Genomic DNA, 16,806 nt, shown 5'->3' with positions numbered 1-16,806 from the left:
AAGTCGCGGCGGTTCGTTCACCGTCGTTCCGACTTCACGGTACGGCATACCGGACTCAACCAGTTCCGACGGGAATTCAGCTTTCACCTGACACGGCGGCTCTCGATCTTTGATCGAGATGCCAGGGCGGCCGTTTCCCGTGGGGACTTATCGATGAGCGTGGCAATTGAGATCGTACAACTCCTGATACAATCTGCCGACAGTTGGCTTTTTGAAGGTAATCGTTCGGGTCTTAGCGATCGCGAATGGATGGCCTTGCGCTTTCTCGCTCGCGCAAACAAGTTTTCGCGGACGCCGACTGCTCTCGCCAGCTTTTTGGGCACGACCCGCAGCGCCGCATCGCAGATTGCCGCCGTACTGCTGAGCAAGGGACTGATGGTCCGCAAGCCATCTGCAGAGGATAAGCGCTCGATTTCGCTCTGCGTTACAAGTGAAGGCGAGAGGTTCCTGGAGCGCGATCCGATGAACGCCCTGCGCGATCAGCTTGTGGCCCTTGAGCTCCCCGATCAATCTCGGCTGCGCGATACACTTCGCCGCGTCCTGGTTGGGCTCGATGTTGCCAAGCGCCGTCACCGTAGTGACGTTTGCAGTGAATGCATGTTCCTGATCGAGAGCGGAGAGGGGAAGGACCGCCGTTTCAAGTGCCGGCTCTTTCGGAAATCCATAGCCCAAAAGGAGACGACCCTGCTTTGCGCCTATTTCGAGGGGCGGGGCTAAAAGGGGCCAGCTTGCTACGTCCGCCGTCCCCGCCTTACGAGTGCACACCTGATTGGCTTACACGAACCTGACCGGTGACCAGTTCCGCTGGGTGCTTTTTTGCTGGCCGAGGCCTCCCGAATGCTGGAAAAGGGCGCAGAGGCGGCGCGAGCCGCGCGGTGATACACGGGACTTTGATGCGCCTTCTGATCGTCGAGGACAATGTCGAGCTGTCGCGGCTCGTGGCCGGCGGGCTGGCGGCAGCCGGCTATGAGAGCGACATCGTCGGAAGCGCCGCCGAGGCGCGCGAGGCCGTGAGCAGCGTCAGCTATGCCGCGATGATCCTCGACCTCGGCCTGCCCGACGGCGACGGTCTGTCGGTGCTGCGCGAGCTGCGCCTTAAGATGGAGCCGCTGCCGGTCCTGGTGCTGACCGCGCGCGGCGGCCTGCAGGACCGCGTCAGCGGCCTGCGCAGCGGCGCCGACGACTATCTCGCAAAGCCGTTCGCGATGGAGGAACTGGTGGCGCGGCTGGAGGCGATCCTGCGCCGGCCGGGCCAGCTGCTCGGACGCTCGCTGCGCCTTGCCAATCTCGTCTACGACACCGAGAGCCGCCAGATCTTCGTCGACGACCAGCCGCGGATCATCTCCGCGCGCGAGACCTCGGTGCTGGAGATCCTGCTGCGCCGGCAGGGGCGGGTGGTGCCGAAGAAGAACGTCGAGGACCACATCTTCGGGCTCGAAGGCGAGGTCGCCTCCAATGCGGTCGAGGTCTACGTCTCGCGGCTGCGCAAGCAGCTCACCGAGCACGGCGCCAAGGTGGTGATCCACACCGTTCGCGGCGTCGGCTATCTCATGGCCGAGGAAAAATAGCGTGGCTGCCGGCGGCCATGTCAGATCGCTCACGTTCAAATCGCTGATCTGGCGGATCGTCTTCCTGCACATCGTGGCGGTCGCGATGGTCGCGATCGTCCTGCCGCTGGTGCTGTTCTGGCTGCTCAACTCCGAGATTGACCAGTTGCACCGCGACGGCATGCGTGCCCAGGCCGAGGTGCTGGCGGAGCGCATCGTTGCCCAGCCGGACGGCTCGCTGACGTTCAACCTGCCCGACAGCCTGCGCGGGCTCTATTCGGACGCTTACGGCCGCTATCAATACGACATTCGCGACGGCGAAGGCCGGCTGCTGTTTTCCTCGCACCGGCGGGCCGGCGCCGCAGCTCTTCGGCCGTCCGAAACGATTTCCGGCGCTGGCGTCACTCGGATCATCGACGGCAAGATGGTACGCATCCGGGTCGCCGAGGATCTCGCGCATCGCGACGTCATCATCGACGACATCATTTCGAATTTCTTCCGGCGGGTCGGGTGGATCACCATCCCGATCCTTCTGGTCCTGCTCGCAACCGACATCATCATCTTCCGCCGCGCGATCGCGCCGCTGTGGAGGGCCTCGGAGGAGGCCAGCAATATCGGCCCGGCGCGCACCGACATCCGCCTGCCGACCAAGCAGATCCCGCGCGAGATCATGCCGCTCGTCACCGCCGTCAACCAGGCGCTCGACCGCCTCGAGGACGGCTTTCGGCTGCAGCGGCAGTTCACGGCCGACGCCGCGCATCAACTGCGCACGCCGCTCGCGATCCTGCGCACACGGATCGAGACGCTTGGCGACGGCGCCGCACGCCAGGCGCTGCATGCCGACATCGAAGCCATGAGCCGGATCGTCGCCCAGCTGCTGGAGATCGCCGAGCTCGACACGCTGGTGCTCGATCCCGGCGAGACCGCTGACTTGCGCGCCGTCTGCGCCGATGTGGTCGGCGCGATCGCCCCGCTCGCGATCGCGCAGCACAAGGAGATCGCGCTGCGGGGCAGCGACGCGCCGGTCATGATCCACGGCAATTCGGAGATGCTTCAGCGCGCAATCTTCAACCTCGCCGAAAACGCCATCAAGTTCACGGCCAGGGATACCGCCGTCGAGGTCGAGGTGGGCGAGGACGGCTCAGTGCGGGTGCGCGATTGCGGTCCGGGCATCGCCGAGGCCGAGCGCGAGCTGATCTTCCAGCGCTTCTGGCGCCGTGACCGCCAGCGCAGCGACGGCGCCGGCCTGGGGCTCTCGATCGTGCGCGGGGTCGCGGACGATCATGCGGCGACGGTCGCGGTGGAGAATCTCCCCGGCGGCGGCGCAGAGTTCACGCTGCGGTTTCGGCTGGCGGACGAGACAGTCTCTTTTCCCTCTCCCCGTGTGGGAGAGGGTGGCTCGCCGCGATAGCGGCGAGACGGGTGAGGGTCTCGCTCCGCGAGTTCCCTTAGCCATGAAGTGCGCGGAAGCAACCCCTCATCCGGCGCCATAGCCGAAGCTTCGCTTCGGCGTTCTTAAGAACGGCGGCCGAAGGCCGCCTATGCCACCCTCTCCCACAAGGAGAGGAGGAAGAAAACAACCGCTATTTCAGCTTGCCGGTGGACCGATCCATGATCATGCGTGTGGCCAGATACAAACGCGGCACGATGCTGTTGAGCTGCACATATTCGGCATCGTTGGAGTGTGCACCGAAGCCTGACAGGCCCATGCCTTCCACCACGGCTCCTCTTGTCTTGAGCGCGGCAAACGCGGCGTCGGTGCCGCCGCCGGTCGCCTTCTCGTCGACCTTGAGGGACATTCCGAGCTCCTGATAGATCGTCTTGCCGTAGGCCGCCACGTGGCGCGAGGCCTCGTTGGCCTCCAACGGCGGGCGACGCACCTCGAACTTCAGGTCGACCTTGGAGTTGGGCAGCAGGCGATTCTTGATCTTGTCCTGAAGCGCCTTCTCCAACTCGTCAAAGTCGGCCACCTTGAGCGCACGCGCATCGGCCTGGGCCGTGGCGTCGGCAGGGATCACATTGCGATTAGTGCCGGATTTGGAGACCGTCCAGTTCAGCTTCAGGCCTTGCTCGGGCTTGGACAGGTCCTTCATCTGGAGCACCTGGTGCGAGAGCTCGTACAGCGCATTCACGCCGCCCTCAGGCCTTGCGCCGGCATGTGACGACTTGCCATGCACGGTGAGATAGGCCGAACCGATGCCGCTGGTGGCGAGGCGCAGAGTGCCGTCAGTCCCGCCGCCTTCGAACGAGAACACCACGTCCTGATCCTCGGCGAACCGGGTGATGGTGCTGCGCCAGCCGGGCGAGGAGATCTCCTCGTCGCCGTTCGTGAGCACCGTGAGCGTGCCGTAATCCTTGAAGCTCAGCTTCTGCAGCAATGCCACGGTATGGAGAATGAGCGCGACGCCCTGCTTGTCGTCGGCGATGCCGAGGCCGTAAGCCTTGTCGCCGTCGATGCGGAACGGCTGGTCCTTCAGCATGCCCTTCAGGTACACCGTGTCCATGTGGGCGATCAGCATGATCTTCTTGCTGCCCGTGCCCTTGAACACGGCGTGCACGGCAGGCCCGATCTTCTCAGGCGTGTCGTCGAGGCGATAGATGTCGGTGGGTTGCAGGATCTCCACCGTGCCGCCGAGCTGCCTGAGTTGGCCGGCAACGCGCTCAGCGATCTGGTTCAGGCCTTCGATGTCCTTGCTGCCGGATTCGATGTTGACGAGATCGCGCAGCGTGTCGAGCAGCGGCTGCTGCTCCTTTTGCGCCAGTGTATGGATATCGGCGATCGGCTCGGCCTGCGCCGTCGTGGCGGCACATGCCAGCCAGAGCGAGGCGATCAACGGGCCAACGAGCGATGGAACAGGGTGCAAGCGGGGCATGAGCGGCCATCCATGGGGTGGAGGATGGCCCGGTATGCCTGCGTTTCCGGTGCTTGTCACGCGCGCCGTCGTGCGTCATGCGCCGCTTGAGCGGAGCATGACGGCGAGTGTCGTCCCCGCTATTTCTGCGGTGGTCCCAAATCCAGCGGCGGCAGCTCGATCTGTGGCACCTCGATCTTGATCGTGTTGGGGTCGATGTTGGTCTGGACGCCCTTGTAGTGCATCACCATCGCGGGGAACGCGATCACCAGACCGACCATGATGACCTGGATGACGACGAACGGGACCGCACCCCAATAGATCTGGCCCGTGGTGACAGGGTCCATCCGCTTGCCGGTGACGCGATCGGTGTATCGCTCCTTCGGCGCGACCGATCGGAGATAGAACAGGGCGAAGCCGAACGGCGGATGCATGAACGAGGTCTGCATGTTGACGCCGAGGATGACGCCGAACCAGATCAGGTCGATGCCGAGGTGCTCGGCGGCAGGTCCGAGCAGCGGGATCACGATGAAGGCCAGCTCGAAGAAGTCGAGGAAGAAGGCCAGCACGAAGACGAAGGCGTTGACGAAGATCAGGAAGCCGACCTGGCCGCCGGGCAGGGAGGTGAGCAGGTGCTCGACCCAGACGTGCCCGTTGACGCCGTAGAAGGTCAGCGAGAACACGCGGGCGCCGACCAGGATGAACACGACGAAAGCCGACAGCTTGGCGGTCGATTCCGTGGCCTGCCGGATCAAGTCCCAGCTCAGCCGCCGCTTCGCGGCACCGAGGATGAGGGCGCCGGCGGCACCCATCGCGCCGCCTTCGGTCGGGGTCGCGATGCCGATGAAGATCGTGCCCAGCACCAGGAAGATCAGGAACAGCGGCGGCACCATGACGAAAGTGGTCTGCTGCGCCATCTTCGAGAGGAAACGGAAGCCGGTGAGCTTGTCGATGACCCAGTTCACCACGGCGACGACGAATGCGAAGATGATGCCGTAGAACATGCTGAGCACGACGTAATCGGCGCCATGCACGCTCGAATCGCGCATCATGAACCAGCCGAACACGCCGCTGGCGAGGAACAGCACGCCGAGCGAACCGAGGCCGCGGCTGCCACTCTCCTCGCGGAAGCCGATGGCCTCCTTCGGCAGGCCCGGCGTGGCCTTCGGGAAGATCACGCTGACGAGGAAGGCGTAGGCGGCGTAGAGGCCGGCGAGCACGAGGCCCGGGATGAAGGCGCCCTCGTACATGTCGCCGACGGATTTGCCGAGCTGGTCGGCCATCACGATCAGAACGAGCGAGGGCGGAATGATCTGCGCGAGCGTGCCGGACGCGGCGATGACGCCGGCTGCCACGCGGCGGTCATAGCCATAGCGCAGCATGATCGGGAGCGAGATCAGACCCATTGAGATCACGGAGGCGGCGACCACGCCCGTCGTCGCGGCAAGCAGCGCGCCGACGAAGATCACGGCATAGGCAAGGCCGCCGCGGATGGTACCGAACAGTTGGCCGATGGTGTCGAGCAGGTCCTCGGCCATGCCCGACCGCTCCAGCACCAGTCCCATGAAGGTGAAGAACGGAATGGCGAGCAGCGTGTCGTTGTTCATCACGCCATAGACCCGCTCCGGAAGGGCCTGAAGGAAGTCCGGGCGGAACTCGCCGAGCTCGATGCCGACTACGGCGTAGAACAGGCCGACAGCGCCGAGCGAGAATGCTGCGGGATAGCCGAGCAGCAGCATGACGACCAGCGACGCGAACATGATGGGCGCCATATTGGCGATGATAAACGCGGTCATAATTCCCCCTAAACCGTCGCCAACGGCTACTTCTTCTCGATCGCTTCGACGAGATGCTCGACTTCCGCCTCCAGCGCCGACACCTGGGATTCATGCGGGTCCGGCATCATTCCGCGCATGACCGCAATTCGCTTGATCAGCTCGGAGATGCCTTGAACGAGCAGCAAAGCGAACCCGATCATGATCAGGGATTTGGCGGGCCATTGCGGCAGACCGCCGGCATTGCCGGATTGTTCGTTGATCTGGAACGAGCGCTCGAAGAACGGCACGCCCGTGATGATCATGACGATGCACAGCGGAATGAGGAAGAACAGATGACCGATCACGTCGATGACATTGCGGGCCGTCTTCGGCAGCGCATTGTTCACGATGTCGATGCGGATGTGTTCGTTATCGAGCAGCGTCCAGGGCGAGCACAGCAGGAAGACGATGCTGAACAGCACCCATTGCAGCTCGAGCCACGAATTGGACGACGTGTCGAACGTCTTGCGGACGATCGCATTGACCGCCGAAATGATGACGGCGACCACGATCAACCACGCCAGGCGTTTGCCCGTCCAGCGCGTGAACGCGTCAATTCCTCGGCTCAGCTTTAGGAGCGCTTGCAACGATAGGTCCTCCCCCGATTGTGCCCCGGCCGTCTTGACTGCGCCGAGTTGGCGCGTGGCTTGTCTCGCCGCGCAGGCATAAGGCAGCCGCACCAAACCAGCGGGCGTGCCGCCAGTCAATTGGAAGTTTGTTGATAGTTAAGGGGAATAACACCCGCGAGCAGGTTAAGGACTACCCGCCGGTGACGCTCATGTGCCTGGAGACGCTGGGACGGTCGTGGCGGCGGTCGATGATGAAGTCGTGGCCCTTGGGCTTCAGCCCGATCGCGCGGTCGATCGCATCCGCAAGCAGCACATCCTCGTTCGATGCACGCAGAGGTTTGCGTAAATCCGAGGCATCCTCGTGGCCGAGGCAGGTGTGCAGCGTTCCCGTGCAGGTGATGCGCACCCGGTTGCAGGATTCGCAGAAATTATGGGTCATCGGCGTGATGAAGCCGAGCTTGCCGCCGGTCTCGGCGACACTGACATAGCGCGCCGGTCCGCCCGTGGTCTCGGCCAGATCCGTCAGCGTGAATTGCTGGGCGAGGCGGGCGCGCACCAGCGACAACGGCAGATATTGGTCGATCCGTCCCGATCCGATCTCGCCCATCGGCATCACCTCGATCAGCGTCAGGCCCATGCCGTTGCCGTGGGCCCAGCGCATCAGCTCGGGCAGTTCGTCTTCGTTGAGGTTCTTCAGCGCCACCGCGTTGATCTTCACGCTGAGCCCTGCGGCGCGTGCGGCTTCGATGCCTTCCAGAACCTTGTCGATCTCGCCCCAGCGGGTGATCTCGCGAAACTTCCGCGGATCGAGCGTGTCGAGCGAGACGTTGATGCGGCGGACGCCGCAATCGGCAAGCTCGCTCGCATGTTTCGCAAGCTGGGTGCCGTTGGTGGTCAGCGTCAGCTCGTTCAGGGCGCCGCTGGAAAGATGCCGCGACAGCGAGCGCACCAGCGTCATCACGTTGCGGCGGACCAAGGGCTCGCCGCCGGTGAGCCGCAGCTTCTTCACGCCCTTGGCGATGAAGGCCGAGCAGAGCCGGTCGAGTTCCTCAAGTGTCAGCAGGTCCGCCTTGGGCAGGAACGTCATGTCCTCCGACATGCAATAGAAGCAGCGCAAGTCGCAGCGGTCGGTGACGGAGACGCGCAAATAGCTGATGGTCCGCCCGAACGGATCGGTCATGGGGCTCGACAGCGCGGCGAGGGGACTCGCGGAAGATCCGTTCATACGGGAGGCCTTGTCACTTTGGGCGACTCGCGCACCGATGCTTAGCGGTGCTTGGGAAGCAATCTAAGCATCGCGCTGGCCGAGGACAATCGGGTTGGATACGTAAGGTCAGCGCTTGCCCGCGTTCGGATCGGGGAAGGGCGAGGCCGCGGTCTGTGCGGCATCCGCCGGGGCTGCGGCAGCGGCCGGTTTCGGCTTCTTCGGCCGGTGCGGCTTGCGGACCGGTTTGGGCGGAGTGGCCGGCTGGAGCTCCGCGAACACCGGATTCGGGTCGGTGGTCACCGAGGCGGGCGTGGTGAAATCGCCGGGATTCTTGATCACGTTCACCGGCACGTTCGCCACCTGGTACTTGGCCAGCGCGAAAGCGACCGTAAACGGAGCATCGGGGGCGGGAACCGAGACGGAGCAGGGGGTCTTGCAGCCCGGACCGAGCGAGGTTGTGGCGTCAGCCCCCGGAGGACTTGATTCGAGCCTGACCTGGACGGTCGGCGGGGCCGATTTGAACATGTCCCAGGACATCGAGGAGCAGCCACCAAGGCTCGCTCCTGCTAACGCAATCGCGATGACACGACGCATGACCACCCATTTCTGCGACGAACCGCCACCTACCCCAGCCGGACCTTAGGAGTGTCGTTTGGGGCAGGCAACCGGCGGGCTGCGCATAGGTAATAGATGGTTAATGCGGGGTTCTGCGGAATAATATAGCTTAATCAGTGGCTTGCGGGAGTCCGGGTATTCATCAGGCTGTGCGCTGCGGCGGGCAGGTCGCGCATGTGATGGATCAGCCGGTCCGGCTTCAGTTCGGCGATCGGCACGTCCGTATAGCCGAAGCTGACCCCGATGACGGGCACGCCGGCCCGCCGGGCGACGCCAACGTCGGTTCCGGCGTCACCGACCATGATGGAGGCTCTGACCTCTCCGCCGGCGCGGGCCACGGTCTCGCGGAAAATGGTCGGATCGGGCTTCTGGACGCCAAACGTGTCGGCGCCGCAGATCGCCGCAAAGCGGCGACTGAGGTCGAGCTGGTCCAAAAGCCGCTGCGACAGCCATTCCAGCTTGTTGGTGCAGACCGCGAGGCGGTGGCCCTGGGCGGCTAAATGGTCGAGCGCGGCCTCGAGTCCCTCGAAGGGGCGGGATTCGACTGCGATATGGTCGGCATAATAGGCGATGAAATCGGCGGTCATCCGGTTCATGTTTGCGGGGGTGACGGTGCGACCCTCGGCCTCCAGGCCCCGCTCGATCAGCTTGCGGGCGCCGGCGCCGATCATGTTGCGGGCCGAGGCCATCGGCACGGGCGGCAGCCCTTCGCGGTCGAGCACGTGATTCAGCGCGGTGATCAGGTCGGGCGCCGTATCCACAAGCGTGCCGTCGAGATCGAAGACGATGGTGTGAGGGGAGGTCATGGGCGAAGCGCTACCGGCGCGGTCGCGTCGAAGCAAGGGGCGGGGCCATAATATCCGCTTATAGACCTGTTCCCAGACCCTGTTCTCCGGGGAAAAACGAGGCTACATAGGCCGCCGCAACCGGCCACACCGGCGGCACATTCTCGATCCAAAGGCGGGCGCAAACGTGAACATGGACCAGTTGAAGCGGCAGGCTGCAGCGCGCGCCCTCGAGGAAGTGCGCGACGGCATGCAGCTCGGGCTCGGCACCGGCTCGACTGCAAAACATTTCGTCGAGCTGCTCGGCGAGCGCGTTGCCGCCGGGCTCAAGGTGATCGGCGTGCCGACCTCGGAGGCGACGCGCGCGGACGCGATGCGTTGCGGCGTGCCGCTGACCACGCTGGACGAGATCGACCATCTCGACATCGCCGTCGACGGCGCCGACGAGATCGATCCCGAACTCAATTTGATCAAGGGCGGTGGCGGCGCGCTGCTGCGCGAGAAGATCGTGGCGGCCGCCTCGGATCGCATGATCGTGATTGCCGACGACAGCAAATGGGTGCCGGCGCTCGGCAAGTTTCCGCTGCCGGTCGAGGTCATCCCGTTCGGGCTTGGCGCGACGCGCCGCGCGATCGAGAAGGCATTTGCGGACTGCGGCGTTTCCGGGCAAATGGCGGTCCGCAAGGCCAAGGACGGCCACGTTTTCGTCACTGACGGCGGCCACTGGATCGTCGATGCCCAGCTCGGACGTATTGTGGATCCACCCAGTCTCGCCAAGGCGTTGAGCGCCATCCCCGGTGTGGTCGAGCATGGATTGTTCATCGGCCTGGCCAGCTCGGCCGTTCTGGCGGGCGGTGAGGGAATCCGCGTGATTGAACGGCGAAAGCCCTAAGGAGACTAGGAATGAAGAGCGTTTTGAAATTGTTGCCGGCCGCGACCCTTGCTGTGGGGCTGGCCCTCTCGGTCGCCCCGGCTGTGGCCCAGCAGGGCGCGCCTAAGGCTGCGGCGCCGGCCCAGCCGAAGGCCTCGCCGGCGGCGATTGCCGCGGCCAGGGAGATCCTGCAGATCAAGAACGCGACCGCGATGTATCAAGGCGCCGTGCCCGGCCTCGTCGAGAAGACCAAGATCGCGCTGACGCAGCAGAACCTCAACTACCAGAAGGACCTCAACGAGGTCGCGCCGATCGTGGCCCAGCAGCTCGCCGGCCGCCAGAACGAGATCGGCGAAGGCATGGCGCAGATCTATGCCAGCGAGTTCACCGAGCAGGAGCTGAAGGACCTCGTCACCTTCTACAAGTCGCCGCTGGGTAAAAAGCTGATCGAGGCCGAGCCGCGCGCCATCGGCCTCAGCATGGCCTTCATGAACTCCTGGGCCCAGAACTTCTCCGAAACCGTGATGGGAGCCTTCCGCGCCGAGATGCGCAAGCGTGGCAAGGAGATCTGATCGATACTATCTGATCAGAAATCGCTGAAAGGGGTCGGAGTGGACAATGGCTGAATTCGACGTCGACCTCTTCGTCATCGGTGGCGGCTCGGGCGGCGTGCGTGCCGCCCGCATCGCGGCCGGTCACGGCGCCCGCGTGACGATCGCGGAAGAGTACCGCATGGGCGGCACCTGCGTGATCCGCGGCTGCGTGCCGAAGAAGCTGTTCGTGATCGGCTCGCATGTCCGTCACGAACTTGAGGATGCCGCCGGCTTCGGCTGGACCGTCCCGCCCGCCAGCTTCGACTGGCCGACGCTGATCGCCAACAAGGACAAGGAGATCGCGCGGCTGGAGGCGGCCTACACCGCAAACGTCGAGAAGTCGGGCGCGCAGATCGTCAAGAGCCGCGCGGCGATCGAGGACGCGCACACCGTCCGCCTGCTCGAGAACGACAGGAAGATCACGGCGAAATACATCCTGATCGCCACCGGCGGCGCGCCGAACCACGGCGCAGCAATTCCCGGCATCGAGCACGTGATCTCCTCCAACGAGGCGTTCCATCTTGCGAGGCTGCCGAAGCGGATCGTGATCCAGGGCGGCGGCTACATCGCGCTGGAATTCGCCGGCATCTTCGCCGGCTTCGGCTCCGACGTCACCGTGATCTATCGCGGCGACAACATCCTTCGCGGTTTTGACGAGGATGTTCGGACCCATGTTCGTGCCGAGATGGAGAAGCAGGGCATCACCATTCTCACCGGCTGCACCGTGACCAAGGTCGACCGCCACGGCGAGGAATTCACCACCCATCTGTCGAACGGATCGAGCCTCGCCTCCGAGCAGGTGATGTTCGCGATCGGCCGCCATCCCAACGTCGCCAATCTCGGGCTGGAGAATGCCGGCGTCGTCATCAATCCGAGGAATGGCGGCATCGCGGTCGATCATTTCTCGAAGAGCTCGGTCGACAGCATCTATGCGATCGGCGACGTCACCCACCGCTTCAACCTGACGCCGGTCGCGATCCGCGAGGGCCATGCCTTCGCCGACACGGTGTTCGGCAAGCGTGAGGTCAGGGTCGATCACGCCAACATTCCGACCGCCGTGTTCTCGCAGCCGGAAGTCGGCACCGTCGGCCTCACGGAAACCGAGGCGCGAGCGCAGTACAGCCACGTCGACATCTACAAGACGACGTTCCGCCCCATCAAGGCGACGATGTCGGGCCGCGACACGCGCGTGCTGATGAAGCTCGTCGTCGACGGGGCCACCGACCGCGTGCTCGGCTGCCACATCGTCGGCGATGCCGCCGCCGAGATCACCCAGGCGGTCGCGATCGCCGTGAAGATGAAGGCGACCAAGGCCGATTTCGACGCCACGATCGCGCTGCATCCGACCGCGGCCGAAGAGCTCGTCACCATGCGCTCGCCGACCGCACGCCACGTGCGCCAGGCGGCGGAGTAGCCTTTCACCCGTGCGGCCTTGACGGTTTTGAGGGCTTGACGTTTTGAGGCCTTGACGCGTTGTTCATGTTTTGTTCTTATGCTGCAACCATGATGGGAGGCAGCGATGGACAACCGCATCAACGAAATCCGCAGAACCATTCGAGCGCTTCGTGTCAGCATGCTCGAGGCCGAAGCCATCATGCGTGAGCAAGTTGACCGGGACGAGGACTGCAGCTTCGTTGCGCAGGAAATCCTCAAGATGCGTTCGGTCATGAGCTTGCTCGTCAAGGAGCGTACAACGCTCGGCGATGACGAGCCGATCCTCGTCAACTGCCTCTACGTGCGGCGGCGCCGGCCGCCCCGACAGTCATCGGCTGATCGTCTCCCGGAGTCGGGTAATATGCCTCCGCAACGCGTGGCGGCGGGAATCTGACAGGAGCAGGACGACCGTCATTCGAACGACTGACGGGCAGCCCGTTCAGGTTTGCCGGACGGACTGTCCGCCCATTTCGCCATGTCCATCGTTCGCACGTCGATGCCTTCGCACCAGAGGCAGCTGAGCTCCGCGCGGCCCTTTGCCGAAAGCATTGGGACAAGTCCGTGGCCGCAGCCGGAGCAAGACGTGACATGATTCATGCGGTTCTCCACGATACCCGAATTCGGGACGACATTTCGTTGCCGAAGCTTGCGTGGGCGTTATGACGGAGCAGGAACGCTTCCGATCGGAGTGCTCGTGCCTGAGATCGTCGAGGCTGCGATCCAGCGCCGCCCTTAGACGTTCATTTACCCTTCAGAGCTGGAACCCATACATGAGTTACATCTCTTAACTCGACACGGTTAGGTTGCGCTCGATATTTGGGTGCACATCATGGGCCGCTTCGTTCTTTTCACATGTATGGCGTTCGTCACGACCTTCGTAGGCATCTCCTGGGCGATGCGTGGCTTTCCCATGACCGTCGCTTCCTCTTCGCCGGTCGGCCAGTTGAAGCCGACACTCACGGCCTCGTTTGGCGACGAGAGTGCCAAGGCCTATGAACGCAAGGCGTGGGAAGCCAAGCACACCCTGCAAAGCGACAAGGATCCGCAACTCGATGCGCTGCGGATGAACGCGCTGCAGGCAGGCACCGCCTACGCGATGTCGCCATGCGACAGGACGATGAAAGCGAACCTCATCGCGGCCACGTCGGCCTATGCGCGGGGCTACATGAAGATTTTCGACTGCCCAAATCCGGCACTGGCGATGTTCTGTAGCGAAAAGAAGCGCGATCAGGCCAACGCTGCGTACTCGACGCCGCTGGACGTTCGCGTCCAGGCGCAGCTCGCCGAGGCGTTTGAACAAAAAGGTATCGTCGAGGACGATTTTCCGGAGGATATCCGCCTCACGGTGCTCCAGTTTGCCGGGCCCGGCCTGTGGTCCGATCCGTCTCCTGTATGCCTGCCGAAGCAACGTGGGACGAACGCAAGATGAGCCGTGCCTGGTTCATCCTCTGGGCCCTCGTCGTCTATCAGGTCGCCGCATGGGCATTCGCACCGCAAAAGTCACCTCAGCCCGCACCTCCAATCGACGGTCCGGGCTACGGGTCCAACGAGGCGATCTTCGTGGAAGGGAGGGTAAGCAAGCGCCGTGCGGTCGCGCGGGCATTGGAGCGCCCCTATGGATCGCGCTGCGCCGGCGAGGGGCGGAAGCAGTTCATCAGCTCCGTCGGCGAATATTACTACCATCGTCAGAACGAGGCCGAACGTTATCCTGAAACCTTTGGCAAACCCGGTGCGGACTACATCGCCAGGCAATGGTCGACCGGCGAGGACAAGCGCATCGATCGCCTGACGCAGGAAGCTTATGCCCAGGGCTATCTGCAACCGTCGGACTTTGGCGCCGTAGCGCGCAAGGCAGTCGAAACCGTCGTCAGGAGCGAGCGCGTCACGGTTCGGTCCTGCGCCAGCTGAAATCGGCGGAACGGCCTCCCATCCTGCGTTGTATTACAAGCACGAGCCGTCATCCTTCGAGGCTCGGCTTGCGATGCGTTCGCATCGCAAGCCTCACGCCTCAGGATGACGGTTCGGTAACGGTGCCGCGCGGCTCGGCCTGCTCGCCGCAACGAGTGGAACCCGATGCGGCGGCTGGTCGCAGTCGCATCGCCTTGATTCCGACAGACCGGTCTTTATGTGTCGGTGAACAAGAATCCGGGCCCCTCTGGCGAGGACGCCGACGATGTCGGCAAACCTCGTGATGTCGGATGACCTGTCCCGCGCGAATGCGATGGATCGGCCGATCGCCGGGCCTTCTTCGGTTCTCTCCGACCAGTCGCTCCATCGCAGCTCCGTGCGGCCATTTCGCAAGATCGAGGAGCAACGATGTCTGACGCCAAGCATTCAAATCCGAACGAGATCGAGATCGCGGATCCGTCCAGCCTGAATGAGCAGGCTGCGGCGGCGCTGGTCATTGCCGGCGCGCTGGTCGCCGTGGCCGACCGGCGCGTTTCGCCGGTCGAGCGCGACGAAGTGATCCGCTTCATCCGGGATCGCGGATTGGCACCTCATATCGACGACGAAAGGCTGCTTGCGATGTTCGACGCACTCGCCGAACGACTCGAGGAGCCGGATTTTGCCAACGTCGTGATCGAAACGCTGCGGCCGGTATCGGACATGCCGCTGTCGTCTCATCTGATGGAGTTGTCGGAGCGCGTCGCGGCCGCCGACGAAGACGTCCATCCCCATGAGGTGCAGGCGATCAAGCTGTTGCGCCTGCTGACGCTGGCGCTGCCGCGTGCAAAGCGGGTCGCACCGGCCGCGGCCCGCGCTGTCGCCGAGGAATGAGCATGTCCACTGCCTCGGACCAGCGTACGACGGGAGCCGAGGGTGCTGCCAGCCAGATGGCCGGCGGCGACCCGCGCCTCGACAAACTCGTCAATTGCATGCCGCCGCGCGTGGGCGACACCGTCACCTATCTGCTCAAGCCGTCGAGCCGCTGGGTCAGGATCCCCTCGGGCGCGCTGCTCGTCGTCGGCGGCGTGTTCTCCTTCCTGCCGATACTGGGTGTCTGGATGCTGCCACTCGGCCTCGCGCTGCTTGCGGAGGACGTGCCTGCGTTGCGCTCCTCACGTTCGAAGGTCCTGGACTGGGTCGAGCGGAAGAAGCCGCAATGGCTCGATCCGTCCGCATCGAAGCATGATCGATCATGACTGAACTCATCACCACCGAGGCGCTGGCCGCGCTGCTCCAGGTCGTCCTGATCGACCTCGTGCTGGCCGGCGACAACGCCGTCGTCATCGGCCTTGCCGCGGCAGGGCTGCCGGCCGAGCAGCGCCGGCGCGCCATCGTGGTCGGCATCGTCGCCGCTACTGCGCTCCGCATCGTCTTCGCCGGCGTTGCGACCCAGCTCCTGCAAGTGATCGGCCTCCTGCTCGCCGGCGGCGTGCTGCTGCTCTGGGTCTGCTGGAAGATGTGGCGCGAGCTGCGCGAGCGGGCCGCACATTCGCGTCAGCTTGCGTTCAGCCATGGCGGCGGCGCGAGCGACGCAGCTGCGCCGCATAAGACTTTCGGGCAGGCTGCCTTGCAAATCGTCGCCGCCGACGTCTCGATGTCGCTCGACAACGTGCTCGCGGTCGCGGGCGCCGCGCGCGAGCATCCCTACATCCTTGCGTTCGGCCTGCTATTGTCGGTGGCGATGATGGGCGTTGCCGCAGACCTGCTCGGCCGCGTGCTGCAGAAGCAGCGCTGGATCGCCTATGTCGGTCTCGCCATCATCGTTTACGTCGCCTTCGAGATGATCTATCGCGGCTCGCTCGAGCTCGCGCCTGTCATCGCGAGTCTCTGAGGCGCATTCCCTGTCTCACTCCGGAGTGATCAATGACGTCTGAAACCAAAGCACTTTCGGCGCATTCCGCGCCAGCGCCGCAGATCGGTCCGTTTGCGCAGCTCATCTTTGGCTCGCGCTGGCTGCAAGTGCCGCTCTATGTCGGCCTGATCATCGCGCAAGGCGTTTATGTGCTGCTGTTCCTGAAAGAGCTCTGGCACCTGGTCGCGCACTCGTTCGACGCCAGTGAGCAGCAGATCATGCTGGTCGTGCTCGGGCTGATCGACGTCGTCATGATCTCGAACCTGCTGGTGATGGTGATCGTCGGCGGCTACGAGACCTTCGTCTCCCGGCTGAACCTGACCGGTCATCCCGACGAGCCGGAATGGCTGAGCCACGTCAATGCCAGCGTGCTCAAGATCAAGCTGGCGATGGCGATCATCGGCATCTCCTCGATCTCGCTGCTCAGGACCTTCATCGAGGCGGGCAATCTCGGCACGACGCGCAGCAATTTCACCGAGAGCGGCGTGATGTGGCAGGTGCTGATCCACCTGACCTTCATCATCTCGGCGATCGGCATCGCCTGGGTCGACCGCCTCAGCGAGAGCGGCCATCGCAAGGAGGCACGCCACGGCTGATGGACCTGGCCGTCTGATACCTCCCGAGCGGCCAAGCCTGAAGCCCGCCTGATCGCGCGATCAGGCGGGCTCTCTTTTCCGGATCGATAAAATTGTCTGCAATCCGCACAGCAGCGGCAAA

General features: G+C 64.0%; 19 protein-coding genes. 13 read left to right on the top strand and 6 right to left on the bottom strand.

Annotated features, from left to right (window positions below; genetic code table 11):
* Positions 1–153: 153 nt before the first annotated feature.
* From ACR9YP_RS29035 to ACR9YP_RS29025, 3 genes are all read left to right on the top strand, one after another.
* Entirely contained in the window at positions 154–717 is a 564-nt protein-coding gene (locus ACR9YP_RS29035) for a MarR family winged helix-turn-helix transcriptional regulator (protein ID WP_438109194.1), read from the top strand.
* A gap of 176 nt (positions 718–893) precedes the next feature.
* On the top strand, positions 894–1,568 hold the full coding sequence (locus ACR9YP_RS29030) for a response regulator transcription factor (RefSeq protein ID WP_438109192.1): 675 nt from the start codon (positions 894–896) through the stop codon (positions 1,566–1,568).
* Between the two features lies 1 nt (position 1,569).
* On the top strand, positions 1,570–2,958 hold the full coding sequence (locus tag ACR9YP_RS29025; protein WP_474217676.1) for a sensor histidine kinase: 1,389 nt from the start codon (positions 1,570–1,572) through the stop codon (positions 2,956–2,958).
* Positions 2,959–3,130: 172 nt separating this feature from the next.
* Here ACR9YP_RS29025 and ACR9YP_RS29020 read toward each other — a convergent pair whose 3' ends face one another.
* The 6 genes from ACR9YP_RS29020 to gph all read right to left on the bottom strand — a co-directional run bounded on the left by ACR9YP_RS29020 (position 3,131) and on the right by gph (position 9,413).
* Positions 3,131–4,420, bottom strand: a complete 1,290-nt coding sequence (locus ACR9YP_RS29020) for a M20/M25/M40 family metallo-hydrolase (protein ID WP_474217675.1) — start codon at positions 4,418–4,420, stop codon at positions 3,131–3,133.
* Positions 4,421–4,539: 119 nt separating this feature from the next.
* Positions 4,540–6,195 (bottom strand): TRAP transporter large permease, encoded by a 1,656-nt coding sequence (locus tag ACR9YP_RS29015; RefSeq protein WP_370986694.1) that lies wholly within the window; start codon positions 6,193–6,195, stop codon positions 4,540–4,542.
* Between the two features lie 26 nt (positions 6,196–6,221).
* Positions 6,222–6,803: a TRAP transporter small permease subunit gene (locus tag ACR9YP_RS29010; protein ID WP_370986695.1), complete on the bottom strand. Its 582-nt coding sequence runs from the start codon at positions 6,801–6,803 to the stop codon at positions 6,222–6,224.
* A 172-nt stretch (positions 6,804–6,975) separates the two neighbouring features.
* On the bottom strand, positions 6,976–8,010 hold the full coding sequence (gene moaA, locus ACR9YP_RS29005) for a GTP 3',8-cyclase MoaA (protein WP_438109187.1): 1,035 nt from the start codon (positions 8,008–8,010) through the stop codon (positions 6,976–6,978).
* Between the two features lie 108 nt (positions 8,011–8,118).
* Positions 8,119–8,586 (bottom strand): hypothetical protein, encoded by a 468-nt coding sequence (locus tag ACR9YP_RS29000; protein ID WP_438109185.1) that lies wholly within the window; start codon positions 8,584–8,586, stop codon positions 8,119–8,121.
* A gap of 134 nt (positions 8,587–8,720) precedes the next feature.
* Positions 8,721–9,413 (bottom strand): phosphoglycolate phosphatase, encoded by a 693-nt coding sequence (gene gph / locus ACR9YP_RS28995; protein ID WP_474217674.1) that lies wholly within the window; start codon positions 9,411–9,413, stop codon positions 8,721–8,723.
* A 166-nt stretch (positions 9,414–9,579) separates the two neighbouring features.
* Between gph and rpiA the strand changes: the two genes are divergently transcribed.
* The 10 genes from rpiA (at position 9,580) to ACR9YP_RS28945 (ending at position 16,685) form a co-directional block, all read left to right on the top strand.
* Positions 9,580–10,284 carry a ribose-5-phosphate isomerase RpiA gene (rpiA, locus tag ACR9YP_RS28990; protein WP_438109184.1) on the top strand — a complete coding sequence of 235 codons (705 nt, stop codon included), beginning with the start codon at positions 9,580–9,582 and terminating at the stop codon, positions 10,282–10,284.
* An 11-nt stretch (positions 10,285–10,295) separates the two neighbouring features.
* Positions 10,296–10,835 carry a DUF2059 domain-containing protein gene (locus ACR9YP_RS28985; RefSeq protein WP_091888746.1) on the top strand — a complete coding sequence of 180 codons (540 nt, stop codon included), beginning with the start codon at positions 10,296–10,298 and terminating at the stop codon, positions 10,833–10,835.
* Positions 10,836–10,881: 46 nt separating this feature from the next.
* Positions 10,882–12,270 (top strand): glutathione-disulfide reductase, encoded by a 1,389-nt coding sequence (gene gor / locus ACR9YP_RS28980; protein ID WP_438109182.1) that lies wholly within the window; start codon positions 10,882–10,884, stop codon positions 12,268–12,270.
* A gap of 105 nt (positions 12,271–12,375) precedes the next feature.
* Positions 12,376–12,684 (top strand): hypothetical protein, encoded by a 309-nt coding sequence (locus ACR9YP_RS28975; protein ID WP_438109180.1) that lies wholly within the window; start codon positions 12,376–12,378, stop codon positions 12,682–12,684.
* 435 nt (positions 12,685–13,119) lie between these two features.
* Positions 13,120–13,719: a hypothetical protein gene (locus ACR9YP_RS28970; RefSeq protein ID WP_438109178.1), complete on the top strand. Its 600-nt coding sequence runs from the start codon at positions 13,120–13,122 to the stop codon at positions 13,717–13,719.
* Positions 13,716–14,198 carry a hypothetical protein gene (locus ACR9YP_RS28965; RefSeq protein ID WP_438109176.1) on the top strand — a complete coding sequence of 161 codons (483 nt, stop codon included), beginning with the start codon at positions 13,716–13,718 and terminating at the stop codon, positions 14,196–14,198. The genes ACR9YP_RS28970 and ACR9YP_RS28965 overlap by 4 nt, the downstream gene beginning before the upstream one ends.
* Positions 14,199–14,606: 408 nt before the next feature.
* Positions 14,607–15,068 (top strand): TerB family tellurite resistance protein, encoded by a 462-nt coding sequence (locus ACR9YP_RS28960; protein ID WP_438109174.1) that lies wholly within the window; start codon positions 14,607–14,609, stop codon positions 15,066–15,068.
* A gap of 2 nt (positions 15,069–15,070) precedes the next feature.
* Entirely contained in the window at positions 15,071–15,433 is a 363-nt protein-coding gene (locus ACR9YP_RS28955) for a hypothetical protein (RefSeq protein ID WP_438109172.1), read from the top strand.
* Positions 15,430–16,068, top strand: a complete 639-nt coding sequence (locus ACR9YP_RS28950; protein WP_091888734.1) for a TerC family protein — start codon at positions 15,430–15,432, stop codon at positions 16,066–16,068. The genes ACR9YP_RS28955 and ACR9YP_RS28950 overlap by 4 nt, the downstream gene beginning before the upstream one ends.
* 32 nt (positions 16,069–16,100) lie before the next feature.
* Positions 16,101–16,685 (top strand): TIGR00645 family protein, encoded by a 585-nt coding sequence (locus ACR9YP_RS28945; RefSeq protein ID WP_091888732.1) that lies wholly within the window; start codon positions 16,101–16,103, stop codon positions 16,683–16,685.
* Positions 16,686–16,806 lie beyond the last annotated feature (121 nt).

Source organism: Bradyrhizobium sp. BR14999, from assembly GCF_056106085.1.
The sequence above is the reverse complement of the archived record's forward strand: the minus strand, read 5'-3'. Positions and strand labels throughout refer to the sequence as shown.

Coding starts and splice junctions, on each gene's coding strand:
- ACR9YP_RS28960 (WP_438109174.1), top strand. CDS start 14,607: ATGTCTGACGCCAAGCATTCAAATCCGAACGAGATCGAGATCGCGGAT.
- ACR9YP_RS28985 (WP_091888746.1), top strand. CDS start 10,296: ATGAAGAGCGTTTTGAAATTGTTGCCGGCCGCGACCCTTGCTGTGGGG.
- ACR9YP_RS29015 (WP_370986694.1), bottom strand. CDS start 6,195: ATGACCGCGTTTATCATCGCCAATATGGCGCCCATCATGTTCGCGTCG.
- gor (WP_438109182.1), top strand. CDS start 10,882: ATGGCTGAATTCGACGTCGACCTCTTCGTCATCGGTGGCGGCTCGGGC.
- ACR9YP_RS29000 (WP_438109185.1), bottom strand. CDS start 8,586: ATGCGTCGTGTCATCGCGATTGCGTTAGCAGGAGCGAGCCTTGGTGGC.
- moaA (WP_438109187.1), bottom strand. CDS start 8,010: ATGAACGGATCTTCCGCGAGTCCCCTCGCCGCGCTGTCGAGCCCCATG.
- ACR9YP_RS28975 (WP_438109180.1), top strand. CDS start 12,376: ATGGACAACCGCATCAACGAAATCCGCAGAACCATTCGAGCGCTTCGT.
- ACR9YP_RS28965 (WP_438109176.1), top strand. CDS start 13,716: ATGAGCCGTGCCTGGTTCATCCTCTGGGCCCTCGTCGTCTATCAGGTC.
- ACR9YP_RS28950 (WP_091888734.1), top strand. CDS start 15,430: ATGACTGAACTCATCACCACCGAGGCGCTGGCCGCGCTGCTCCAGGTC.
- ACR9YP_RS29020 (WP_474217675.1), bottom strand. CDS start 4,420: ATGCCCCGCTTGCACCCTGTTCCATCGCTCGTTGGCCCGTTGATCGCC.
- ACR9YP_RS29035 (WP_438109194.1), top strand. CDS start 154: ATGAGCGTGGCAATTGAGATCGTACAACTCCTGATACAATCTGCCGAC.
- gph (WP_474217674.1), bottom strand. CDS start 9,413: ATGACCTCCCCTCACACCATCGTCTTCGATCTCGACGGCACGCTTGTG.
- ACR9YP_RS29030 (WP_438109192.1), top strand. CDS start 894: ATGCGCCTTCTGATCGTCGAGGACAATGTCGAGCTGTCGCGGCTCGTG.
- ACR9YP_RS28970 (WP_438109178.1), top strand. CDS start 13,120: ATGGGCCGCTTCGTTCTTTTCACATGTATGGCGTTCGTCACGACCTTC.
- ACR9YP_RS28945 (WP_091888732.1), top strand. CDS start 16,101: ATGACGTCTGAAACCAAAGCACTTTCGGCGCATTCCGCGCCAGCGCCG.
- ACR9YP_RS28955 (WP_438109172.1), top strand. CDS start 15,071: ATGTCCACTGCCTCGGACCAGCGTACGACGGGAGCCGAGGGTGCTGCC.